Genomic DNA, 19,516 nt, shown 5'->3' with positions numbered 1-19,516 from the left:
CCGCATGAGCCAGCCAGCCAACCAGCCGATCGCCATCATCGGCATGGCCTGCATCTTCCCGCAGGCCCCGGATATCGCCAGCTTCTGGCGCAATATTCTCGCCGCCACCGATGCCGTGGGCGAGCCGCTGGCCGAGTGGGAGGCCTCGCGCTACCTGGACTCCGGGCGCATCGAAACCCAGTTCGGCGGCTTCCTCAATGACCTCTACCGTTTCGATCCGCGCGAGTTCGGCATCATGCCCAACTCGGTGGACGGCGGTGAGCCGGACCAGTTCCTCGCCCTCAAGGTGGCCCGCGACGCGTTGCTCGATGCCGGCTACCTGAGCGACGAGCACGATCACCGCGACACCGGCATCATCCTCGGCCACAGCACCTACCTGCACCGTGGTCAGGTCAGCCATATCCAGAATCACATCGTCCTCGACCAGACCCTGGAACTGCTCAAGGCGGCCCAGCCGAGTCTCAGCGAAGACGACTTGGCGTGCCTGCGTGCGGCGCTGCAGAAGAAGCTGCCGCCGTCCAACACCGATATCGCCCCGGGCCTGGTGCCCAACGTGATGACCGGGCGCATCGCCAACCGCCTCAACCTCAAGGGGCCGAACTACATCGTCGACGCCGCCTGTTCCTCCTCGCTGCTGGCGGTCAACGCGGCTATGGACGAACTGCGCAACGGCCGCAGCAAGCTGATGATCGCCGGTGGGGTGAATGCCTCGCTGCCGGCCGAAGTCTCGGTGATCTTCACCCAGCTCGGCGCCCTCAGCGGGCGCAAGAAAGTCCGCCCGTTCGAGCAGGGCAGCGATGGCACCCTGCTCGGCGAAGGCCTGGGCATGGTGGTGATGAAGCGCCTCGACGACGCCCTGGCCGATGGCGACCGCATCTACTCGGTGATCCGTGGCATCGGCCAGGCCAGCGATGGCCGCGGCACCGGCCTGCTGGCGCCGAGCGAAGAGGGCGAAGCCCTGTCGATCCGCCGCGCCTACGAGGGCAGTGGTGTGGAGCCGGCCAGCATCTCGCTGATCGAAGCCCACGGCACTGGCATTCCGCTGGGCGACAAGACCGAGATCGCCGCCCTGCGCAGCGTGCTCGGCGCGCGCCAGGGTCTGCTCGGCAGCGTGGCGATCGGTTCGGTCAAGTCGATGATCAGCCACTGCATCCCGGCCGCCGGCATCGCCGGGCTGATCAAGACCAGCCTGGCCCTGCACCACAAGATCCTGCCGCCGACCCTGTGTGGTACGGTCAACCCCGAGCTGCAGATCGAGCAGACCCCGCTCTACGTCAACACCGCCAGCAAGCCCTGGATCGCCAAACCGGATGCGCCGCGGCGCGCCGGCATCAACTCCTTCGGCTTCGGTGGAATCAATACCCACGCCATTCTCGAAGAGGCGCCGAGCGGCGCCCTGCGCCCGCCGAGCCTGGGTCAGCGCGACTGCGAACTGTGCGTGTTCGCCGCCGATTCCACGGCGGCGCTGCTGCAGGATATCCAGCTGGTGCTGGGTTATATCGCCGCCAACCCGAGCCTGCGCCTGGCTGACCTGGCCGCCACCCTGGCCGCCCGCGACTGCACTGGCAAGTCGGTGCGCCTGGCCGTGCTGGTCGCCGACCTGGCCGAGCTGGACAAGAAGCTGCAGCAGGCGGCGAAGAAAGTCGCCGAAGGCAAGTCGCCACGCTGGATGACCCGTACCGGCCTGTCCTTCTGCAGCCAGCCGCTGGACGGCAAGCTGGCCTTCATCTTCCCCGGCGAGGGCTCGCAGTACCTGAACATGTTTAGCGACCTGGCCCAGCAGTTCGGCGAAGTGCGCGAGTGGTTCGACTTCTGGCAGGGCCTCTACGACGAGCCGGCCGGCTCGGGACGCAGCGACATCCTGTTCCCGCCGCAGAGCGAGCTGAACGATGCGCAGCGCGGCCAGCTGGAGGCACGGCTGTTCGATATGGACGTTGGTTCGGAAGCCATCTTCGTCGCCAGCCAGGCCATGTTCAGCCTGCTGCGCGCCCTGGCCGTGGAACCGGACGTGATGCTCGGCCACAGCACCGGCGAGTCCTCGGCGCTGGCCGCCTCCGGCACCATGGCCTTCAGTGACCGCCAGCAGCTGGCCGACTTTATCCGCGAGCTGAATAAGGTCTACCGTGGCGTGCTGGATGCCGGCGATATCGCTACCGGCGCGCTGCTCACCGTCGGTGCCATGAGCCGCGATCAGGTCGAGCAGCACATCGCCGCCAGCGGCGAGGCGGTGGTGGTGGCGATGGACAATTGCCAGAACCAGCTGGTGCTGTTCGGCAGCCAGGCGGCGATTGCCGGCCTGCTCAAGACCCTGAGCGAGGAGGGCGGTATCTGCGCCCTGTTGCCATTCGACCGCGCCTACCACACACCGCTGTTCGCCCCGGTCAGCACGGCTTTCCTCCAGTACTACCAGGCGGTCGGCCTGCAGACGCCGAAGACCCCGCTGTATTCCTGCGCCAGCGCCGAGCTGTTCCCGGCCGCCGCCGAGCAGGTCTGCGAGCTGGCGGCGGCACAGTGGTCGAGTACCGTGCGTTTTCGCGAAACCATCGCCAATATGCACCGCGATGGCGTGCGTTACTTCATCGAGGTCGGCCCGTCGGGCAACCTCACCGGCTTCGTCAACGACATCCTCGGCGGCGAAGAGTACGTCGCGCTGGCCTCCAACGCGCGCAAGCGCAGCGGCATCGAGCAGTTGTTCAGCGTGCTCGGCGCGCTGTTCGTCAACGGCAAGACGGTTGATCTGGGCAAGCTGTTCCGCGGCAGCAACTGCCGGGTGCTCGACCTCGAGCAGCCGCTAATCGAGCCCAAGCGTGGCCTGCTGATCAAGAACACCATGCCTTTCGTCCATGTGGATGCCGAGATCGCCCAGGTGCTGCGCGAAATCATGGCACCTGCAGCCGCTCAGCCCGCTGCGGCGCCGGTAGCCATGGCGGGGGCACCGATCGCCACGCCGCTGCTCGGCGAGATCCAGCAGCTGGGCGCACACAAACTCAGCGCGCAATGCCCGCTGTGGTCGACCGATCGTTTCCTCGCCGACCATGTATTGTCCGGCCCGGCGTCCTACCATCAGCCCGAGCTGCAAGGCCTGGCCTGCGTGGCGATGATGGCCAGCCTGGAGATCATGGCCGAGGCCTGCGCCGTGCTGGCCGGCAGCCGGGCGATCAACCTGATCGAGAATGTCCGCGCCTTCGACTGGGTCGCCCTGGATTGCGGCGAGCTGTGCTTGCAGGTCGAGGCCGAGTGTCTGGACGCCCAGGCGCGCCTGTACGGCGCCAGCCTGTTCAATGCCGGCAGCAAGGTGATGAGCGCCGAGTTCCGTATCGACGCGCTGCTCACCGGCACGCCGCTGGCGTCCCTGACGGCGGCCGAGGCCTACCGCTGGGCGGATGCCGAGCTGTACACCACCGGCATGTTCCATGGCCCGCTGTTCCAGAGCATCGCCGGTATCCAGGGCTGGTCGGCCGAAGGTATCGACGCGGCGCTGGCCTCCTGCAGCCTGGAAGGCTTCATCCAGGACGGCGAGCCCTGCGACCTGGTGCTCAACCCGGTGCTGCTGGATGCCCTCGGCCAGCTGGCCGCCTTCTGGCTGGCGCAGCAGGTTGGCACCGACTTCAACAGCTTCCCCTCGCACATCGCCCGCATCGAACTGCATGCAGCGGTGCCGGCGGACATTGCCGGTGCCCAGTTGCGCGGCCGCCAGCAGCCGCAGGGCGGCGCCGAGCAGGGCCTGGGCGCGCCGCGGGTGTGGGATTTCGACTGCCTGCACGAAGGTCGTCTGCTGCTGCGGGCCAGCGGTTTCTCCAACATCTTCTTCCCGGTGCCCAACGCCTTCTACCAGCTGCGCCGCGAGCCCATGAATGGCTGGCTCGGCGCGCCGCTGGCGAGTGGCGCGGCAACCCTGGTCAGTGCCGAAGAGGTGCTGCTGTGGCAGCTCAACTACCTGGCGGATGACTTCTGCAAGCAGTCGGCGGCGATCTTCCTGCGCATCCTCGCCCACGCCATCCTCGCCGAGGACGAGCGTCCCGAGTGGGAAACCGTGCGCCATACACGCAAGGCCCGCGAGTGGCTGCACGGCCGCCTGTGCCTGAAGGAAGCGGTGCGCTACTACCTCTACCAGCAGAGCGGCGAGCTGCTCTGCCCGGCGGATATCTCGGTGTGGCACGACGAACTCGGCGCGCCCTATGTCGACGGCTGGTGGAACGGTCAGTGGCTGGACGCACCGAGCGTGTCGCTGACCCATGATCGCCACGGCTGCCTGGCAGCGCTGGTGCCGGGCGGGCGCGTCGGTGTGGATGCCGAACGGCTGGATCGCCTGCAACGGCCGGAGCTGGTGGCCGGCTCCTTCAGCGCCTACGAGCAGCAGGCCCTGGACGGCGTGCCGGGCGAGCAGCGCGGCGAGCTGATCCTGCGTACCTGGTGCGCCAAGGAAGCCGCCGCCAAGTACCTCGGTTGTGGCCTGCAGGGCGCGCCGGAGCGTTTCGAGGTGCTGTTTGGCGAAGACTGGACGTTCGCCACGGTGAATGTCGCGGGGTCTGCCGAGCAGGCGCCCGCTCAAATAAGTGTGGCCCTGGAAGTGCAAGGCGATCTGCTGATCGCCCTGGCCGGGGCCGAGTTGGACTATCAGGAATATGGAGTGACCAATGGCTGAAGCTGTCGCAGTGGGGCTGGATAAAAGCAGTATCGAGCAGACCCTGATCCACATCGTCGAGGACCTGACCCAGGACTGGGGCATCGAGCTGGATGACGCCGTCAGCAGCCAGACCCTGCTGGTCGCCGACATGGAGTTCGCCTCGGTCGACATCATTCAGCTGATGGTGGCCATCGAAGAGCACTACAACCGCCCGAAAATGGGCTTCCAGGACCTGCTGATGAACGACGGCAGTTACGTCGATGATCTCTCCATTGGCCAGGTGATCGACTTCGTTCACGCAAGACTCACAGGAGTGCCGGCATGACCACACGTACATTGTTCATCGGGATGGATGGTTGCACCTTCACCATCCTCGACGACCTCACGGTAGAGAAGGACGGTCGTCCTGCGGTCATGCCGTTTCTCGGCGGCCTGATGGCCCGCGGCACGCGCAGCGAGCTGCGTTCCACGCCCAATCCGCTGACCCCGCCGGCCTGGGTTTCGCTGATGACCGGGCGCAGCCCGGGCAACCACGGCCTGCTGGATTTCATCCGCGCCGAGGAGCGCGGCGAAGACGTGTTCTTCACCCTCTACGACTCGCGTGACAACCGCGCCGAGACCATCTGGTCGATCGCCAGCCGCCAGGAGCGCCGCGTTGCCGTGCTCAACCTGCCGTTCACCGCGCCGCCACCCAAGGACCTCAACGGTTTCATGGTGCCGGGCTTCATCCCTTGGCGGCACCTGCGCCGCAACACCGTGCCGGCCAACTTCTATGATCGCCTCAAGGAAGAGCTGCCGGACTTCAATCCCAAGGAGCTGGCCTGGGACTTCGAGCAGGAGAAGCAGGCGGTCGACCACCTGACCGACGAAGACCGCGAGAACTGGGTGCGCTACCACCTGCCGCGCGAAAAGCAGTGGTTCGAGATCGCCAAGTTCCTGCTCAAGGAAGAAGCCCCGGAGCTGATGGCCGTGATGTTCGACGGCGTCGACAAGCTGCAGCACCAGGCCTGGCTGTTCCTCGACCCGGCCCTGCAGCACGAGGGTGTCAGCGATTACCACAAGCGCATGCGCGCCCTGTGCCTGGACTACTTCCGCCAGCTCGATGGTTTCATCGAAGAGCTGGTGACCATGGCCGGCCCGGATGTGCAGGTGTTCATGGCCTCCGACCACGGCTTTACCGCCACCACCGAAGTGGTGCGGATCAACGCCTGGCTGTTCGAGAAGGGCTACCTGCACTGGAAGGAAGTGCTCGATCCGGACTCCGAGGCTGCCAAGCGCCGCGAGGACAGCATGTTTGCCAACCTCGACTGGAGCAAGACCACTGCCTACTGCCGCACGCCGTCGAGCAACGGCATCAATATCCGCGTGGCACGCAATCCGGGCGAGACCGGGATCAAGCCGGAAGACTACGAGGCGTTCCGTGAACAGCTGATCCTCGATATCAAGGCGCTCAAGGACCCGGTCACAGGTGAGAGCATCGTCAGTGAAATCCATCTGCGCGAAGAAGTCTTCGCCGGCCCGGCGATGATGGATGCGCCGGACCTGCTGCTGGTGCTGCGCGACTTCGGCTTCGTCTCGATCAAGAACAAGCTGCCGATCGTCGAGCCGCGTGAAGAGCCGGCCGGTACTCACCACCCGGATGGCATCTTCATCGCCTGCGGTCCAGGCATCCGCAAGGGCGTGAAGATCGACCGTCGGCACATCTGCGACGTCGGCGCGACCCTGCTCTACAGCCAGGGACTGGAAGTGCCCGGCGACTTCGAGGGCAAGGTGCCGGCCGACATGTTCATCAAGCCCTGGCTGAACCAGAACCCGATCCGTATCGGCGAGTCGACCCGCGGGGTGAACAAGGACGAAAACGCCGAAGACATGGCCGACGACGAGAAGGAAAAGATCATGGCCCAGTTGCAGATGCTCGGGTACATGGAATAACGCTATGGCGATGGCCGAGGTCAATGGCATCAAGCTGCACTACCAGCAGCTGGCATGCGAGCGCGAAGGCGACGAGGTCGAGGATGTGGTGCTGATCCACGGCCTCGCCGCCAATTTGGCATTCTGGTACATGCAGGTCGGCCATGCGCTGGCCCGCAACTATCGGGTGACCATGTATGACCTGCGCGGCCACGGTCGTTCCAGCATGAGCGCAGCGGGCTACACCCCAGCCGAACAGGCCGAGGACCTGCGCCTGCTGCTGGAATATCTGGGCATCGAACGGGCGCACTTCATCGCCCACAGCTTCGGCGGGGTGATTGCGCTGAGCCTGGCCTGTGCCCATCCGCAGCGTATTGCCAGCCTGACCATCGCCGATACCCACATCGCGGCGATCCGCAATGTGGGCAGCGACTGGCGCTATGCCGAGCATATCCAGCGCATCCTCGACGATCACGGCATCGATCTGAATACCCGTGAGCCCTATTTCGGCTACCGCCTGCTCAAGGAGGCGGCAGCCCTGCAACTGAACCGGCAGGAATTGCCCGAAGCCCTGCGCGAGCTGATCAACCCGTTGATGGGCAGCTCCGGCAAACGCACCGCCGACCAGTGGGTGAAACTGCTGGAAAGCACCACCGCCCAGCATGAGTTGATGGGCGACGACGGCCTGGCGGTAGAGCGTCTGCGTCAGCTGAATTTCCCGGTGCTGGCCATCTACGGCGAGCGTTCGCAGGCGGTGACCACCGGCGAGCTGCTGCTCAGCGTGTGGCCGGCAGCGGACTTTCGCCTGGTGCGCGGCGCCGGGCATTTCTTCCCGGCTTCGCGGCCGCAGAAGCTGATCCGCTCCTTCGAGTTCTTCCTACGCAATGCCAGCCAGGCGAATGCACGCCGGCAGCGCTCGTGCGATGAACTGCAGCAGCCGTTCTTTCGCAGCGACCGCCTCTACAGCCAGGATGACCAGTGGTTCTTCACCACCCGCGAGGGCACGCAGGAGGGGCCCTTCGCCCAGTTCGAGGAAGCCCTGGCCCATCTCGACTCCTTCATCTCGCAGATGGTCGCGCGTAAAGCGCGGGCCCGGTAACCCAGCATGTTCAGCAGTACCAGCAAAGTTCGTGTACCGGCCGGCCTGAGCCAGGACGATTTTCAGCTGATCGCCCGCAACGGCTTCGGCGACGGGGTGAACGCCTACGCCCATGCCATGGCTTGGTTCAACGACTACCTGTATATCGGCACCACCCGCGGCAACTTCCCGCTGATGAAGGCGCGTCTGCCGATCAGCATGGACCCCTGGCCGGTGGAGTGCCCGGCCAACCCCTTCGACCTCGACCTGCATGCCGAGATCTGGCGCTACGACCCGCGCAAGGACGAGTGGCGACGGGTGTTCAAGGCGCCGACCATCATCGGCAGCGACGGCTCGAAGATTCCCCGCGAGCTGGGCTTTCGCGGCATGTGCGTGTATCCGGGCAGCAAGGGCCGGCCGCCTGGCCTGTTCGTCAGCACCTGGTCGCCGGCCAAGGGCCCCGGCCCGCTGCTGCTGCGCACGGAAGACGGGCTGAACTTCACGCCGACCTGCGAGCCCGGCCTGATGGGCCTGCCGGTGACCACCATCCGTACCATGGTGGTCTTCAAGGGCCGTATGTACACCACGCCGGCCGGCTCGCGCGGCGGCAACCCCAACGTCTCCTCGCACTCCATCGTCTACGAGAGCGAGGCGCCGGAGGATGGCCAGTGGCAGGCGGTGAGCGACTTCGGCTTCGGCGACGATGGCAACAAGACCATCTTCGAGATGTGCGCGTTCAATGATCACCTGTACGTCGGAACCTTCAACCTCAAGGGCTTCCAGGTCTGGCGCAGCACCTGCGAGAGCAAGCCCTACCACTGGGAACGAGTGATAGCCGACGGCGCCGACCGCGGCCCGCTGAACCAGTCGGTGCTGAGCATGTACGCGTTCAAGGGCGCGCTGTATGTCGGTAGCGCCATCCAGGGCGGCGGCATCGACCGGCAGAACGGCGTCGGCCCGGCCGCCCCGGAGCTGATCCGCATCCACCCGGACAACAGCTGGGACCTGCTGGTCGGCGACGCGCGGATGACCAGCGACGGCTGGAAGGAACCGCTGTCCGGCTACATGCCCGGCTTCGACAACTTCTTCAACGGTTACTTCTGGCGCATGGCCGAGCACGAGGGCTGGCTGTACCTGTCGACCTTCGACTGGAGTGGCCTGCTCGGCTACGCGCGGCGCGACAGCTGGCCGGCGCCGTTCCTCAATATCGTCAACAGCGTCGGCGAGGAATTCATCTTCAATCGCCAGTCGGGCTTCGACCTGTACCGCAGCCATGACGGCGAGAACTGGGTGCCGGTGACCAACGATGGCATGGGCAACCCCTACAACATCGGCATGCGCACCATCGTCTCCTCGCCCTACGGCCTGTTCCTCGGTGCCGCCAACCCGTTCGGCCCGAAAGTCTGGCCACTGGGTGGCGACCGCTATATCGACAACCCGCGCGGCGGCTGCGAAGTGTTCTTCGCCCCGCGCAAAGCCATGACCTCCGCCGCGCCCAGCGCCGGGATCCGTGATCGGTCAAAAGGAAGCCCTGCGCTATGAATGGCACTATTTCGGCCAAGCAACACTCCGACCTCGGCGACGCGCGCAAGATCGCCACGCCCCTGCTGCTGCGCAAGGGCCTTGCGGTGTTTCTGCGCAACGGCAAGCACGAGCCGCTGTATGTGGTGCGCGACCCGTCCAGCGAGCTGCACTGGGAGTTCGAGACCCGCCAGTTCTTCATCCTGGAGATGCTCCAGGTCGACGAGGAATTCGTCGCCCTGGCGGCCAGCTACGAACGGCGATTTTCCGAGGTGCTCAGCCGCGCCGACCTGGAGAGGCTGCTGGTCAACCTGATCGACCAGCGCCTGCTCGGCTTGGCCGCAGCCTCCCATCCGCTGGTCGCACCCTATCGCGAGCGGTTGCAACAGGACCTGCAGCGCCTGCTCGAGGAGAAGGTCGCCAAGTTCCGCGGCAAGGCCGAAGCGCCGGGGGGCGCGCAGCCGGCCAAGGCGCCGGTCGCGGCCGCGGCGGCCCCGCGTGCGGGCGCCTCCAACGATACGGCCAAGGCGAGCGGCGATGGCGACAAGCTGCAGGCCGGCGTACGCGGCTTCGCCGGCATGGACGACACCCTGCAGATCCCGGTGCTGCACCTGTTCAACCCGCGCGCGCTGCTCAAGTCGATGCTGGACTGGGTCGAGCCGCTGAAGTACCTGGTCTTCGTCTTGCCGCTGCTGTTGGTGATGGCCCTGGGCATCGTCATCAGCAACTTCGACCTGTTGCAGAACGATGTGGTGACCCGGCTCAGCGGGCTGGGGCCGATCGGCCAGATCCTGTTCAGCCTGTTCAGCGTCAACCTGCTGTGCACCCTGACCCTGGCGCTGACCGCGCAGAAGTACCGGGGCACGGTCAACAGCCTGTCCGTGGCCTTCATGCTCGGCTTCCTGCCGCGCTTCATGCCGCGGATCAGCAACCTGATCGGCCTGACCCGCCGCGAGCGCCTGTGGCTGCATGCCGGCCCGGTGCTGATGCGCGTGGCGCTGTTCAGCCTCGGCGCCTTCATCTGGTACCTGAGCCGCGCCTCCAGCGGTTCTCTGCCGGTGATCGGCCTGGCGCTGACGGTGGTCAGCGCGATGGCGTTGCTGCTGACCCTCAACCCGCTGTCGAAAAGCAGCGGCTACCACCTGATCGCCGTGCTGCTGGACGAGCCGCAGCTGCGCGGCAAGGCGTTCAAGGCGTTGTTCGGGCGGATCAAGGGCAATGCCTACCGCGAAGCCAACGACACCGCGCTGATGGCTTACGGCCTGGCCTCGATCCTCTATTCGGTGCTGCTGTTCGTCGTCGCCCTGCTGATGATCGGCAGCTGGCTGAAGCTGAATTTCAGCGGCACCGGGGTGCTGGTCTGCGTGCTGCTGGTCGGCTACCTGAGCGTGCTGACCTACCGCAAGTTCAGTTCGGCCAATGAGATGTACGAGCGCGCCCTGCAGTACGAGCGCTGGAAACGTCGCCGTTTGCCGGAGGACGTGGAAAGCAAGATCAACCTCAAACCGGCCAACAAGCTAGCGCGCTACACCCGTCGGGCGCTGCTGCTGTCGCTGCTGATCTGCCTGTTCCTGCCCTATCCCTACGAACCGGGCGGCTCCTTCGTGATCCTGCCGGTGGAGCAGCAACAGGTGGCCACCGATGTCGACGGCATCGTCAGCGAGGTGCTGTTCAACGGCGGCGAAGAAGTACAGGCCGGGCAATTGCTGGCTCGCCTGGCCACCGGCGACTACGAGAGCCAGGTGCGCATCGCCGAGGCACGGATCGCCGAGGAACAGGCGATGGTTGCCGAGCTGAAGGCGCGCCCGCGCGCCGAGGAAGTGGCGGTGGCCGAGCAGAGCCTGCAGATGGCGCAGACCCAGGCGCAGTTCAGCCGCTCCAACTACCAGCGGCATGCCACCCTGCTGGCCAGGGGCGGGGTGTCCGCGCAGCAGGCCGAGCAGGCGCAGCGCCAGTACGAGGTGGACCTGATGGCGATTCGGGTGTCCGAGGCCAACCTGGCCCTGGTCAAGACCGGCGCCACCGCGGATAGCATCGCCGCCGCCGAGGCCCAGGTGCAGCGCTGGCGCAGCGAGCGCGACATGTATCTGGCGAAGATCGAACGCTCGCAACTGCGTGCGCCGATGTCCGGCAAGCTGATCACCCTGCTGCTCAAGCAGAAGACCGGCAAGTACCTGGGCCCGGGCGAAACCTTCGCGGTGATCGAGAAGGCCAACCAGGTGTTCGCCGAGATCGAGGTGCCGGAAACCGAGATCGGCTACGTGCAGGAAGGGGCGGTGCTCAAGGTCAAGCCACTGGCCTATTCCGATCGCTACTTCGATGGCCGGGTGACGCAGATCGACGCCAACGTGATCGAGAACTCCAGCGGCAAGTACGTCAAGGTGCTCACCGTGATCGAGAACGCCGAGGGCGAACTGAAGTCCGGCATGACCGGCTACGCCAAGGTCGGCAGCGAGGAACTGCCGGTGTGGAAGGCCTTCACCCGGGCGATCTTCCGCTTCATCGACGTGGAGCTGTGGTCGTGGATTCCCTGATGGGAGTCGCCTACTGAGAGATCACAGCTAGCAAGAAAAAACCGGCCAATCAGCCGGTTTTTTCATGGCCGGCTCAAGCCACCGGTGGCAGCAGCTCCTTCAGCGGCCTGCTGTCATCGGCCAGTTGCTCGGCGCCGAGGACGATGCCTTCGGCGATCAGGCGCTTGGCGGCGATGAAGTCCTGCGGGCGGTTGACCGTGTCGGCGGCGATGACCTTGCCGTCTTTCAGGTAGAAGGCCGAGAAGCTGTCGCTGTCCGGCGTGCCGCGCAGCACCAGTTGCTGATAATCCTGGGACAGGCCGACCATCTTCAGTTTCAGCTCGAACTGGTCGGACCAGAACCAGGGCACCGAGGCATAGGCCTTGAGCGTGCCGTTGATGGCCGCGGCGGCGCAGCGCGACTGCTCCAGGGCGTTGGGCACCGACTCCAGGCGCAGGCGGCGGCCGAGCAGGGCGTTGGGGTGGTTGGTGCAGTCGCCGGCGGCGTAGATGTCCGGGTCCGAGGTCTGTGCGTACTGGTCGACCAGGATGCCGTTGTCCACTGCAAGGCCCGCGGCTTCGGCCAGTTCGGTGTTGGCGATCTGGCCGATGCCGACCAGCACCAGGTCGGCGGCGATACGCGTGCCGTCGCTGCACAGCACGGCGCTGACGGCCAGGCCGCTGGCATCCAGCTCCAGGTCGCTGACCTGTACGTTGGTGCGGATGTCCACCCCGGCCTCGCGGTGCTTGCGCTCGTAGTAGGCCGACAGCTCGGCGGCTGTGACCCGCTGCAGCACGCGCGGCATGGCTTCCAGCACCTGTACCTGCAGGCCCTGCTGCACGGCGCTGGCGGCCACTTCCAGGCCGATGTAGCCGCCGCCGACTATCACCAGGCGCTTGCCCGCGGCGAACTGGCTGCGGATCCGCTCGACATCGTCGAGGGTGCGCAGGTAGTGGAAGTTGCCGCAGGCCTCGGCGGCCTTGGCCTGGGGCACGGCCAGTGGGCGCGGGCGGCCGCCGGTGGCGATGGCCAGCTTGGTGTAGGCCAGGCGGCGGCCGTCGGCCAGTTGCACGCACTTGCTGGCCCGGTCGATGGCCTCGACCCGCACGCCGCTGAGGATTTCCACATTGGCCCTGTCGTAGGCGGCCTGCGGGCGGATGGACAGGCTGTTTTTCTCGACACTGCCGGCCAGGTAGGCCTTGGACAGCGGCGGGCGGTGGTAGGGCAGGTGGGCTTCCTCGCCGATCAGCAGGATGCGTCCGCTCCAGCCTTCGTTGCGCAGGCTGACGGCCAGTTCGCCGCCGGCGTGGCCGGCACCGATGATGATGGCGGTGGAGGATGCAGCGTCTGTCATGGGGAACCTCGGGCAGAAAAAGCAGACCCATAGTGTATGCAGCCGCGGCGTCGGCGTCCCTGCCGAACATGCCATTTTGCCGTCTGCGCCTGCCGCGTCGAGCGGCTGTCACGGCTTTGTGCGACCATTCGCCACCATGCATGGCAACTGGGGCGGATGGGGGCAAAGGTGATGGGGGAGGCGCGAACAGTGACCGAGACAACGGACAAGCCGGCCAGTGTGAGCCTGCTGCAGGCCCTGTGGTTCTGGCTCAAGCTCGGCTTCATCAGCTTCGGTGGGCCGGCCGGGCAGATTTCGATCATGCACCAGGAGCTGGTCGAGCGCCGCCGCTGGATTTCCGAGCGGCGTTTCCTGCATGCCCTCAACTACTGCATGTTGCTGCCCGGCCCGGAAGCCCAGCAACTGGCCACCTATATCGGCTGGCTGCTGCACCGCAGCTGGGGCGGAGTGATCGCCGGGGCGCTGTTCGTGCTGCCCTCGCTGTTCATCCTGATCGCCCTGTCCTGGCTGTATATCGCCTTCGGCGACGTGCCGCTGGTGGCCGGGATCTTCTATGGCATCAAGCCGGCGGTGACCGCCATCGTGGTGCAGGCGGCCCATCGCATCGGTTCGCGGGCGCTGAAAAATAACTGGCTGTGGGGCATCGCCGCGGCGTCCTTCGTCGCCATCTTCGCCCTCAACCTGCCGTTCCCGCTGATCGTGCTGGGCGCCGCCGCGCTCGGCTTCCTCGGCGGGCGCCTGGCGCCGCAGCACTTTACCGTCGGCGGCGGGCATGCCGCCGCGGCCTCGTCGTTCGGCCCGGCGCTGATCGATGACGACACGCCAGTGCCCGCCCATGTGCGCTTTCGCTGGTCGCGCCTGCTCGCCTTGCTGTTGCTCGGTGCGGCCCTGTGGCTGCTGCCGATGGGCCTGCTGACGGCCCTGTACGGCTGGGACGGTACCCTGACGCAGATGGCCTGGTTCTTCACCAAGGCGGCGCTGCTGACTTTCGGCGGCGCCTATGCGGTGTTGCCCTACGTCTACCAGGGTGCGGTCGGCCACTACGGCTGGCTGACCCCGACGCAGATGATCGATGGCCTGGCCCTGGGCGAGACCACGCCGGGGCCGCTGATCATGGTGGTGGCCTTCGTCGGTTTCGTCGGCGCCTACCTGCAGCCGGTGTTCGGCGGCGACTCGGCCTTCCTCAGCGGCGCCGTGGCGGCCAGCCTGGTGACCTGGTTCACCTTCCTGCCGTCCTTCCTGTTCATCCTGATCGGCGGGCCGCTGGTCGAGGCGACCCACAACGAGCTGCGTTTCACCGCGCCGCTGACCGCCATCACCGCGGCGGTGGTCGGGGTGATCCTCAACCTGGCGCTGTTCTTTGCCTACCACGTGCTCTGGCCTGCGGGTTTCGCCGGTGCCTTCGACTGGCCCTCGGCGCTGCTCGCCGTGGCGGCGGGGGTGGCGCTGCTGGGGTTCAAGCGCGGGGTGATCGAGGTGCTGCTGGCCAGTGCCGCGCTCGGCCTGCTGGTGCACCTGGTCCGTCAGTCTTATTGACCGGGGGGCACCTTTCTTCTATTCAGGCAGTAGGGTTTTTGCTCAGGAGCGGGTAGCCAGCGATGACAGTCAAGCGCAAGGCGGTGCCAGTATGGCGTCGCTGGCTGCTCGAACCGGCCGTGCTGCCGTTGGCGCGGGTCTTTGTGGTGCTGGTCTGCCTGGCGCTGCTGGCCACTGATGCCTGGCTGATCTGGAAGGCCCGGGGCGTGCAGTTGCGCGAGGCGCAGGTGGAGACCTCCAACCTGGCCTCGGCGCTGGCGCGGCAGGCCGCCGATACCCTGAAGAAGGCCGATACCGTGCTGCTCGACCTGGTCGAGCGCCTGCAGGTCGACGGTACCGCCGAACCCCAGCTGCAGCGCCTCAATGGCCTGATGCGCCAGCATGTCTACGAGCAGGCCGAGCTGCATGGCCTGTTCGCCTATGACCGCGACGGCAACTGGCTGGTGACTTCCTTCGGCGCGATTCCGCCCGGCGCCAACAATGCCGATCGCGAATACTTCATCTTCCACCGCGAGCATCCGGACGACCACGACCCCCATGTCGGCCCGCCGATCCGCAGCCGCACCACCAACGAGTGGGTCATTCCGCTGTCGCGCCGCCTGGAGGATGCTCAGGGCAACTTTGCCGGGGTGGCCCTGGCGACCCTGTCCATCGGCTATTTCCAGCAGTTCTACGGCACCTTCGATATCCGCGACCACGGCACCATCAGCCTGGCGCTGAACGACGGTACCGTGCTGGTGCGCAACCCCTTCCTCGAGTCGACCATAGGTTCGAACATCAGCAACGGGCGGATCTTCAAGAGCCTGTTGCCGCAACGCCCGGTGGGCAGCGCGATGCATGCCTCGATACTCGACGGGGTCGAGCGCCTGTTCAGCTACCGGCAGATCCAGGGCTACCCGCTGGTGGTCATCGCCGGCCTGGCCAAGGAGGACATCCTGGCCGACTGGCATGCCGATACCGCTCGCCAGCTCATGGTGCTCGGCGTGCTGGTCAGCCTGATCTGGCTGCTCGGCTTCTACCTGATCCGCCTGATCAAGCGCGGGCAGACGGCCGAGGTCGAGCTGCGTGCCACCCGCGATGCCCTGCGCTCCTTCAACCTGCGCCTGGAGAAGCAGGCGCTGGAGGATGAACTGACCCACCTGGCCAACCGCCGGCGCCTGATGCGTGCCCTGGAGGACGAGATCGCCCGCGCCGCCCGCTACCAGCGGCCGCTGGCGCTGGTGCTGTTCGATGTCGACTACTTCAAGCAGTACAACGATATCTACGGCCACTCGGCCGGCGACGAGTGCCTGCGCGCGGTGGCCAAGGCCATCCGCGGCGGGCAGAAGCGCCCGGCCGATCTGGCGGCGCGCTACGGCGGCGAGGAGTTCTGCCTGCTGCTGCCGGAAACCGACGCCCAGGGCGCCTTGCAGGTGGCCGAGCAGGTGCGCGCGACGGTCGAGGCGCAAGCCATAGTGCATGCCGGCTGCCCCTGGTTGCGGGTGAGCCTGAGCGCCGGGGTGCATGTGCTGTTGCCGCAGCCGGGGGATCGTCCGCAGCAGCTGGTGCAGCCTGCCGACCAGGCGCTCTATGCGGCCAAGGCCGCCGGGCGTGACCGGGTCCTGCTGTACGACGAAAGCGTGGCCCAGCCGATCGGCTAGTCCGCGCCTGCCGGGTGCCCGGCCAGCGCCCATTCGGCCGCCTGCCGGGCATGCAGGGCGGTGGTGTCGAACAGGGGCACGCTGGCGTCCTTGGCGCCGACCAGCAGGCCGGTCTCGGTGCAGCCGAGGATCACCGCCTGCGCGCCCTGCGCCACCAGGCCGGCGATGATGCGGCGGTAGATCTGCCGCGACTCTTCGCGCACCTGGCCCAGGCACAGTTCCTCGTAGATGATCCGGTGCACGTCCTGGCGTTGCGCCTCGTCCGGAATCAGCACGTGGATGCCGTGGCGCTGTTCCAGGCGCTCGCGGTAGAAGGCCTGCTCCATGGTGAAGCGGGTGCCGAGCAGGCCGACCCTGCTCAGCCCGGCGGCCTTGATCGCCGCCGCGGTCGGGTCGGCGATATGCAGCAGGGGAATGCCCACCGCCTGCTCAATGGCCGGTGCCACCTTGTGCATGGTGTTGGTACACAGCACCAGCAGCTCGGCACCGGCGCGCTCCAGGGCCTGCGCCGCATCCGCCAGTAGGCGCCCGGCCTGGTCCCAGTCGCCACTCTGCTGCAGGCGCTCGATCTCGTGGAAGTCGACGCTCAGTAGCACCAGCTTGGCCGAATGCAAGCCGCCCAAGCGCGCCTTCACCGCCTCATTGAGGTGGCGGTAGTAGGGAATGGTCGACTCCCAGCTCATGCCGCCGATCAGGCCGATGGTTTTCATCCGTGCAGGGCTCCCGGTGTGTGCAGGTCAGGCCATGCTGCGCCAAGTGGCGCGGCGGCTGTAGTCACAGTCGCGTGGCGTTTGCCGCCCTGACTGTAACGGATGACGGGCGGCCGGGCATTTTCCGCGCGCCTGGGGAATAATGCGCGGCCGTCGAGTTGTCAGCCGAGCCGTCCATGCCCGCCACTGCCCCCAGCATTCGTCCGAGCATCCTGCACCTGCCGGCCGGCCACTGGCCGACCGTGCTCGACTGCCTGTGCGGACATTTTCCGGCGATCAGCCGCGCCACCTGGCTCGACCGCATGGCCCGTGGCCGCGTGCTGGATGCCGACAACCAGCCGATCGGCCCCGAGCATCCCTATCGCGAAGGCCTGCGCGTGCAGTACTACCGCGAAGTGCTGGCGGAAACGCGGATCCCCTTCGAGGAAGCCGTGCTGCATGTCGACGAACACCTGGTGGTGGCGGACAAGCCGCATTTTCTCTCGGTGATGCCGGCCGGCGAATACGTCGAGGAAACCCTGCAGGCGCGCCTGACCCGGCGCCTGGGCAATCCGCACCTGGTGCCGCTGCACCGCATCGACCGGCACACCGCCGGGCTGGTGCTGTTCTCCGCCAACCCGCAGAGCCGCGGCGCCTACCAGGCGCTGTTCCGCGAGCGGCGCATCGACAAGCGCTACGAGGCCATCGCCCCAGCCTTGCCAGGCCTGCAGTTCCCCCTGCAACGGGCCACCCGCCTGGTCGCCAGCGAGCCGTTCTTCCGCATGCAGGAAGGCGCGGGCGAAGCCAACACCGAGACCCGCATCGAAGTCATCGAGCGCAATGGCGAGCTGTGGCGCTACCGCCTGTTCCCGGTGACCGGCAAGAAGCACCAGCTGCGCGTGCATATGGCCGCGCTGGGGGCGGGCATCTGCAACGACAGCTTCTATCCCGAACTGCTCGATGCGCGGGATGCGCCGGACGACTACAGCCGCCCGCTCAAGCTGCTGGCCCAGGCCCTGGGCTTCGTCGACCCGCTCAGCGGCGTCGAGCGCGCCTTCGACAGCCGGCTAAAGCTGGACTGGCCATGATCGGCTGACTATTGCGCGTAGCGCCGGTACAGGGCCTGGTACTGGCCGTTGCCGCGGACCTTGTCGAGGGCCGCTTGCCAGCGCGTCACCTCGCTCGCCGGAGTGCTTTTCGACAGGGCGATATAGCCCTGGTCGTGGCCGAGGCTGACCGCGCTGGCCTGGATCTCCTCGCGGGCGACCGCGGCCTCTTGCAGTTTCTGCGCCAGGCCGGCGTCGGCCGAGGCCACCAGCTTCACCCGGCCGGCGGCCAGCATGCGGAAACAGCCGGCGTAGGAGGTGTGGCGCTTGAGCTGGCGGAAGCCCTGCCTGGTCAGCAGTTCATCGTGGGCGCTGCCGTTGAGGATGCACACCGGCAGGTCGCGGGCCTCGGCCAGGCTGTGGATGCCGGTGGGCGCGCGGCGGCTTTCGTAGAGGTAGTCGGTTTCCTGCAGGGTCGGCCCGATCCAGTGCGCCAGGTCGATGCGCTCCGGCGTGCGGCTGAGGTTGAACAGCACCACGTACGGCTGCTTTTCCATCAGCACCAGGCCGCGGGCCAGGGGCACCTCGCTGATCGGCGCAGGCTGGCCCAGTTCGGCCAGCAGGCGGTGCACCAGTTCCAGGTAGAAGGCGCGCTTGCCCGCATGTTCCTTGCCGTGCAGGTTGCCGTCGGCGAAGTAGGCCTGTTCGCCCAGGCTGTGGGTGTAGACCTGCCAGTCGCGGGCCGTGGCGAAGCCGGCGTGCAACAGCAATAGCGCCGCTATCAGCAACTCCTTCACTCGTGTCCCTCTTGCCCTGTGCTCTGCGTCTTGTTGTTGTGGCGGGTCGCGGTCGGGCGCGGCTATACGCGCCGTTCACCAGCGGCCCTTTCTGGGCAAATCATTGGTCAGTCTCGCCGAGGATCATAACGGCATATGCGCGGCTTGGAAGCGCCCCGCGGTGAAGAAATTGCCCGCCCCGGCGGCGCCCGAGGCGCGGCGGGCGGGCTGGCCAGGCCGCTGCGCCATGGCGTCGACCGAGTCGGATCAGGCAGGAAGCCCGCCGTATCGAGTAACGCCCGGGATGCCTTGGGGCGTTGGCTTCAGCCTGGCGCCGCGCCCTACTGCGCGCCGCTACCGATCAGCCGCTCCGACCGCGCGTGGTCGGGCCTGCCAGGAGTGTCGAAGATGACCGAGGCGATCTTCAACCCGGCGCACACGTGGCGCAGGTGGCGGCTTAGCCGCAGCTGACCTGGAGGATCACGCCGGCATTGTCGATGTCGATGTTCAGGCGCTGCGGGTTGTAGTCCATGGTCACCGGCTGGTTCGGCCGGGTGATGCGCAGGAAGCGGGCGTCGGCCTGGTCGCGGGCTTCGGTGGCCAGCTGGTTGTCGAGGGTCTTGCCGATCAGGTCGTGGATCGGGTCGGCATCGCAGCGGCTGTCGAAGTCGGCGCTCGGTTCGCTGTTCGCGGTCACCTTGGCGACAGCGGGTTCGCGGGGCTTGTCCGGGTTGCCGGCGCAGGCGGCGAGCAGGGCCAGGCCGAGGCCGAGGAGGGCGGTACGGGCAAATGTGCCGGTCATGATGTCGTCCTTGTGAGGGGCAG

The 19,516-nt window shown here is 66.8% G+C and carries 13 protein-coding genes; 9 read left to right on the top strand and 4 right to left on the bottom strand.

Annotation, left to right across the window (positions count from 1 at the left end; translation table 11 throughout):
- Positions 1-4 precede the first annotated feature (4 nt).
- Genes F3I16_RS14110 through F3I16_RS14085 form a run of 6 tightly spaced genes read left to right on the top strand, consistent with a single transcriptional unit; the run spans position 5 to position 11,671 of the window.
- On the top strand, positions 5-4,645 hold the full coding sequence (locus F3I16_RS14110; protein WP_160494212.1) for a type I polyketide synthase: 4,641 nt from the start codon (positions 5-7) through the stop codon (positions 4,643-4,645).
- Positions 4,638-4,952: an acyl carrier protein gene (locus tag F3I16_RS14105; RefSeq protein ID WP_160494211.1), complete on the top strand. Its 315-nt coding sequence runs from the start codon at positions 4,638-4,640 to the stop codon at positions 4,950-4,952. The genes F3I16_RS14110 and F3I16_RS14105 overlap by 8 nt, the downstream gene beginning before the upstream one ends.
- Positions 4,949-6,559: an alkaline phosphatase family protein gene (locus F3I16_RS14100; RefSeq protein WP_160494210.1), complete on the top strand. Its 1,611-nt coding sequence runs from the start codon at positions 4,949-4,951 to the stop codon at positions 6,557-6,559. Before F3I16_RS14105 ends, F3I16_RS14100 begins: the two co-directional genes overlap by 4 nt.
- A 4-nt stretch (positions 6,560-6,563) precedes the next feature.
- Positions 6,564-7,637 carry an alpha/beta fold hydrolase gene (locus F3I16_RS14095; protein ID WP_160494209.1) on the top strand — a complete coding sequence of 358 codons (1,074 nt, stop codon included), beginning with the start codon at positions 6,564-6,566 and terminating at the stop codon, positions 7,635-7,637.
- Between the two features lie 6 nt (positions 7,638-7,643).
- Complete coding sequence (locus tag F3I16_RS14090) at positions 7,644-9,158, top strand: hypothetical protein (RefSeq protein ID WP_160494208.1); 1,515 nt, start codon at positions 7,644-7,646, stop codon at positions 9,156-9,158.
- Positions 9,155-11,671 carry an HlyD family secretion protein gene (locus tag F3I16_RS14085; RefSeq protein ID WP_160494207.1) on the top strand — a complete coding sequence of 839 codons (2,517 nt, stop codon included), beginning with the start codon at positions 9,155-9,157 and terminating at the stop codon, positions 11,669-11,671. Before F3I16_RS14090 ends, F3I16_RS14085 begins: the two co-directional genes overlap by 4 nt.
- A gap of 73 nt (positions 11,672-11,744) precedes the next feature.
- Here the strand turns inward: F3I16_RS14085 and F3I16_RS14080 are convergent, their stop codons facing one another.
- Positions 11,745-13,004 carry an NAD(P)/FAD-dependent oxidoreductase gene (locus F3I16_RS14080; protein WP_160494206.1) on the bottom strand — a complete coding sequence of 420 codons (1,260 nt, stop codon included), beginning with the start codon at positions 13,002-13,004 and terminating at the stop codon, positions 11,745-11,747.
- A 171-nt stretch (positions 13,005-13,175) separates the two neighbouring features.
- Between F3I16_RS14080 and chrA the strand changes: the two genes are divergently transcribed.
- Positions 13,176-14,540, top strand: a complete 1,365-nt coding sequence (gene chrA / locus F3I16_RS14075; RefSeq protein ID WP_160494205.1) for a chromate efflux transporter — start codon at positions 13,176-13,178, stop codon at positions 14,538-14,540.
- Positions 14,541-14,602: 62 nt separating this feature from the next.
- Entirely contained in the window at positions 14,603-16,180 is a 1,578-nt protein-coding gene (locus F3I16_RS14070; RefSeq protein ID WP_160494204.1) for a sensor domain-containing diguanylate cyclase, read from the top strand.
- Here F3I16_RS14070 and F3I16_RS14065 read toward each other — a convergent pair.
- Entirely contained in the window at positions 16,177-16,890 is a 714-nt protein-coding gene (locus F3I16_RS14065; protein WP_160494203.1) for an aspartate/glutamate racemase family protein, read from the bottom strand. The two genes, F3I16_RS14070 and F3I16_RS14065, sit on opposite strands and share 4 nt — an antisense overlap.
- A gap of 176 nt (positions 16,891-17,066) precedes the next feature.
- Between F3I16_RS14065 and F3I16_RS14060 the strand changes: the two genes are divergently transcribed.
- The gene (locus F3I16_RS14060; RefSeq protein ID WP_160494202.1) at positions 17,067-17,957 is read left to right on the top strand and encodes an RluA family pseudouridine synthase; all 891 of its coding nucleotides are present in this window, start codon (positions 17,067-17,069) and stop codon (positions 17,955-17,957) included.
- Positions 17,958-17,965: 8 nt separating this feature from the next.
- Here F3I16_RS14060 and F3I16_RS14055 read toward each other — a convergent pair whose 3' ends face one another.
- Positions 17,966-18,712 (bottom strand): transporter substrate-binding domain-containing protein, encoded by a 747-nt coding sequence (locus F3I16_RS14055; protein WP_160494201.1) that lies wholly within the window; start codon positions 18,710-18,712, stop codon positions 17,966-17,968.
- 436 nt (positions 18,713-19,148) lie between these two features.
- Positions 19,149-19,493, bottom strand: coding sequence for an I78 family peptidase inhibitor (locus tag F3I16_RS14050; RefSeq protein ID WP_160494200.1), 345 nt, complete (start codon positions 19,491-19,493; stop codon positions 19,149-19,151).
- Positions 19,494-19,516: the final 23 nt, after the last annotated feature.

It is taken from the genome of Pseudomonas sp. L-22-4S-12, assembly GCF_009799935.1.
Classification (GTDB): domain Bacteria; phylum Pseudomonadota; class Gammaproteobacteria; order Pseudomonadales; family Pseudomonadaceae; genus Aquipseudomonas.
This window is presented reverse-complemented; position numbering and strand designations above follow the sequence as displayed.

Coding starts and splice junctions, on each gene's coding strand:
- F3I16_RS14110 (WP_160494212.1), top strand. CDS start 5: ATGAGCCAGCCAGCCAACCAGCCGATCGCCATCATCGGCATGGCCTGC.
- F3I16_RS14105 (WP_160494211.1), top strand. CDS start 4,638: ATGGCTGAAGCTGTCGCAGTGGGGCTGGATAAAAGCAGTATCGAGCAG.
- F3I16_RS14100 (WP_160494210.1), top strand. CDS start 4,949: ATGACCACACGTACATTGTTCATCGGGATGGATGGTTGCACCTTCACC.
- F3I16_RS14095 (WP_160494209.1), top strand. CDS start 6,564: ATGGCGATGGCCGAGGTCAATGGCATCAAGCTGCACTACCAGCAGCTG.
- F3I16_RS14090 (WP_160494208.1), top strand. CDS start 7,644: ATGTTCAGCAGTACCAGCAAAGTTCGTGTACCGGCCGGCCTGAGCCAG.
- F3I16_RS14085 (WP_160494207.1), top strand. CDS start 9,155: ATGAATGGCACTATTTCGGCCAAGCAACACTCCGACCTCGGCGACGCG.
- F3I16_RS14080 (WP_160494206.1), bottom strand. CDS start 13,004: ATGACAGACGCTGCATCCTCCACCGCCATCATCATCGGTGCCGGCCAC.
- chrA (WP_160494205.1), top strand. CDS start 13,176: ATGGGGGAGGCGCGAACAGTGACCGAGACAACGGACAAGCCGGCCAGT.
- F3I16_RS14070 (WP_160494204.1), top strand. CDS start 14,603: ATGACAGTCAAGCGCAAGGCGGTGCCAGTATGGCGTCGCTGGCTGCTC.
- F3I16_RS14065 (WP_160494203.1), bottom strand. CDS start 16,890: ATGAAAACCATCGGCCTGATCGGCGGCATGAGCTGGGAGTCGACCATT.
- F3I16_RS14060 (WP_160494202.1), top strand. CDS start 17,067: ATGCCCGCCACTGCCCCCAGCATTCGTCCGAGCATCCTGCACCTGCCG.
- F3I16_RS14050 (WP_160494200.1), bottom strand. CDS start 19,493: ATGACCGGCACATTTGCCCGTACCGCCCTCCTCGGCCTCGGCCTGGCC.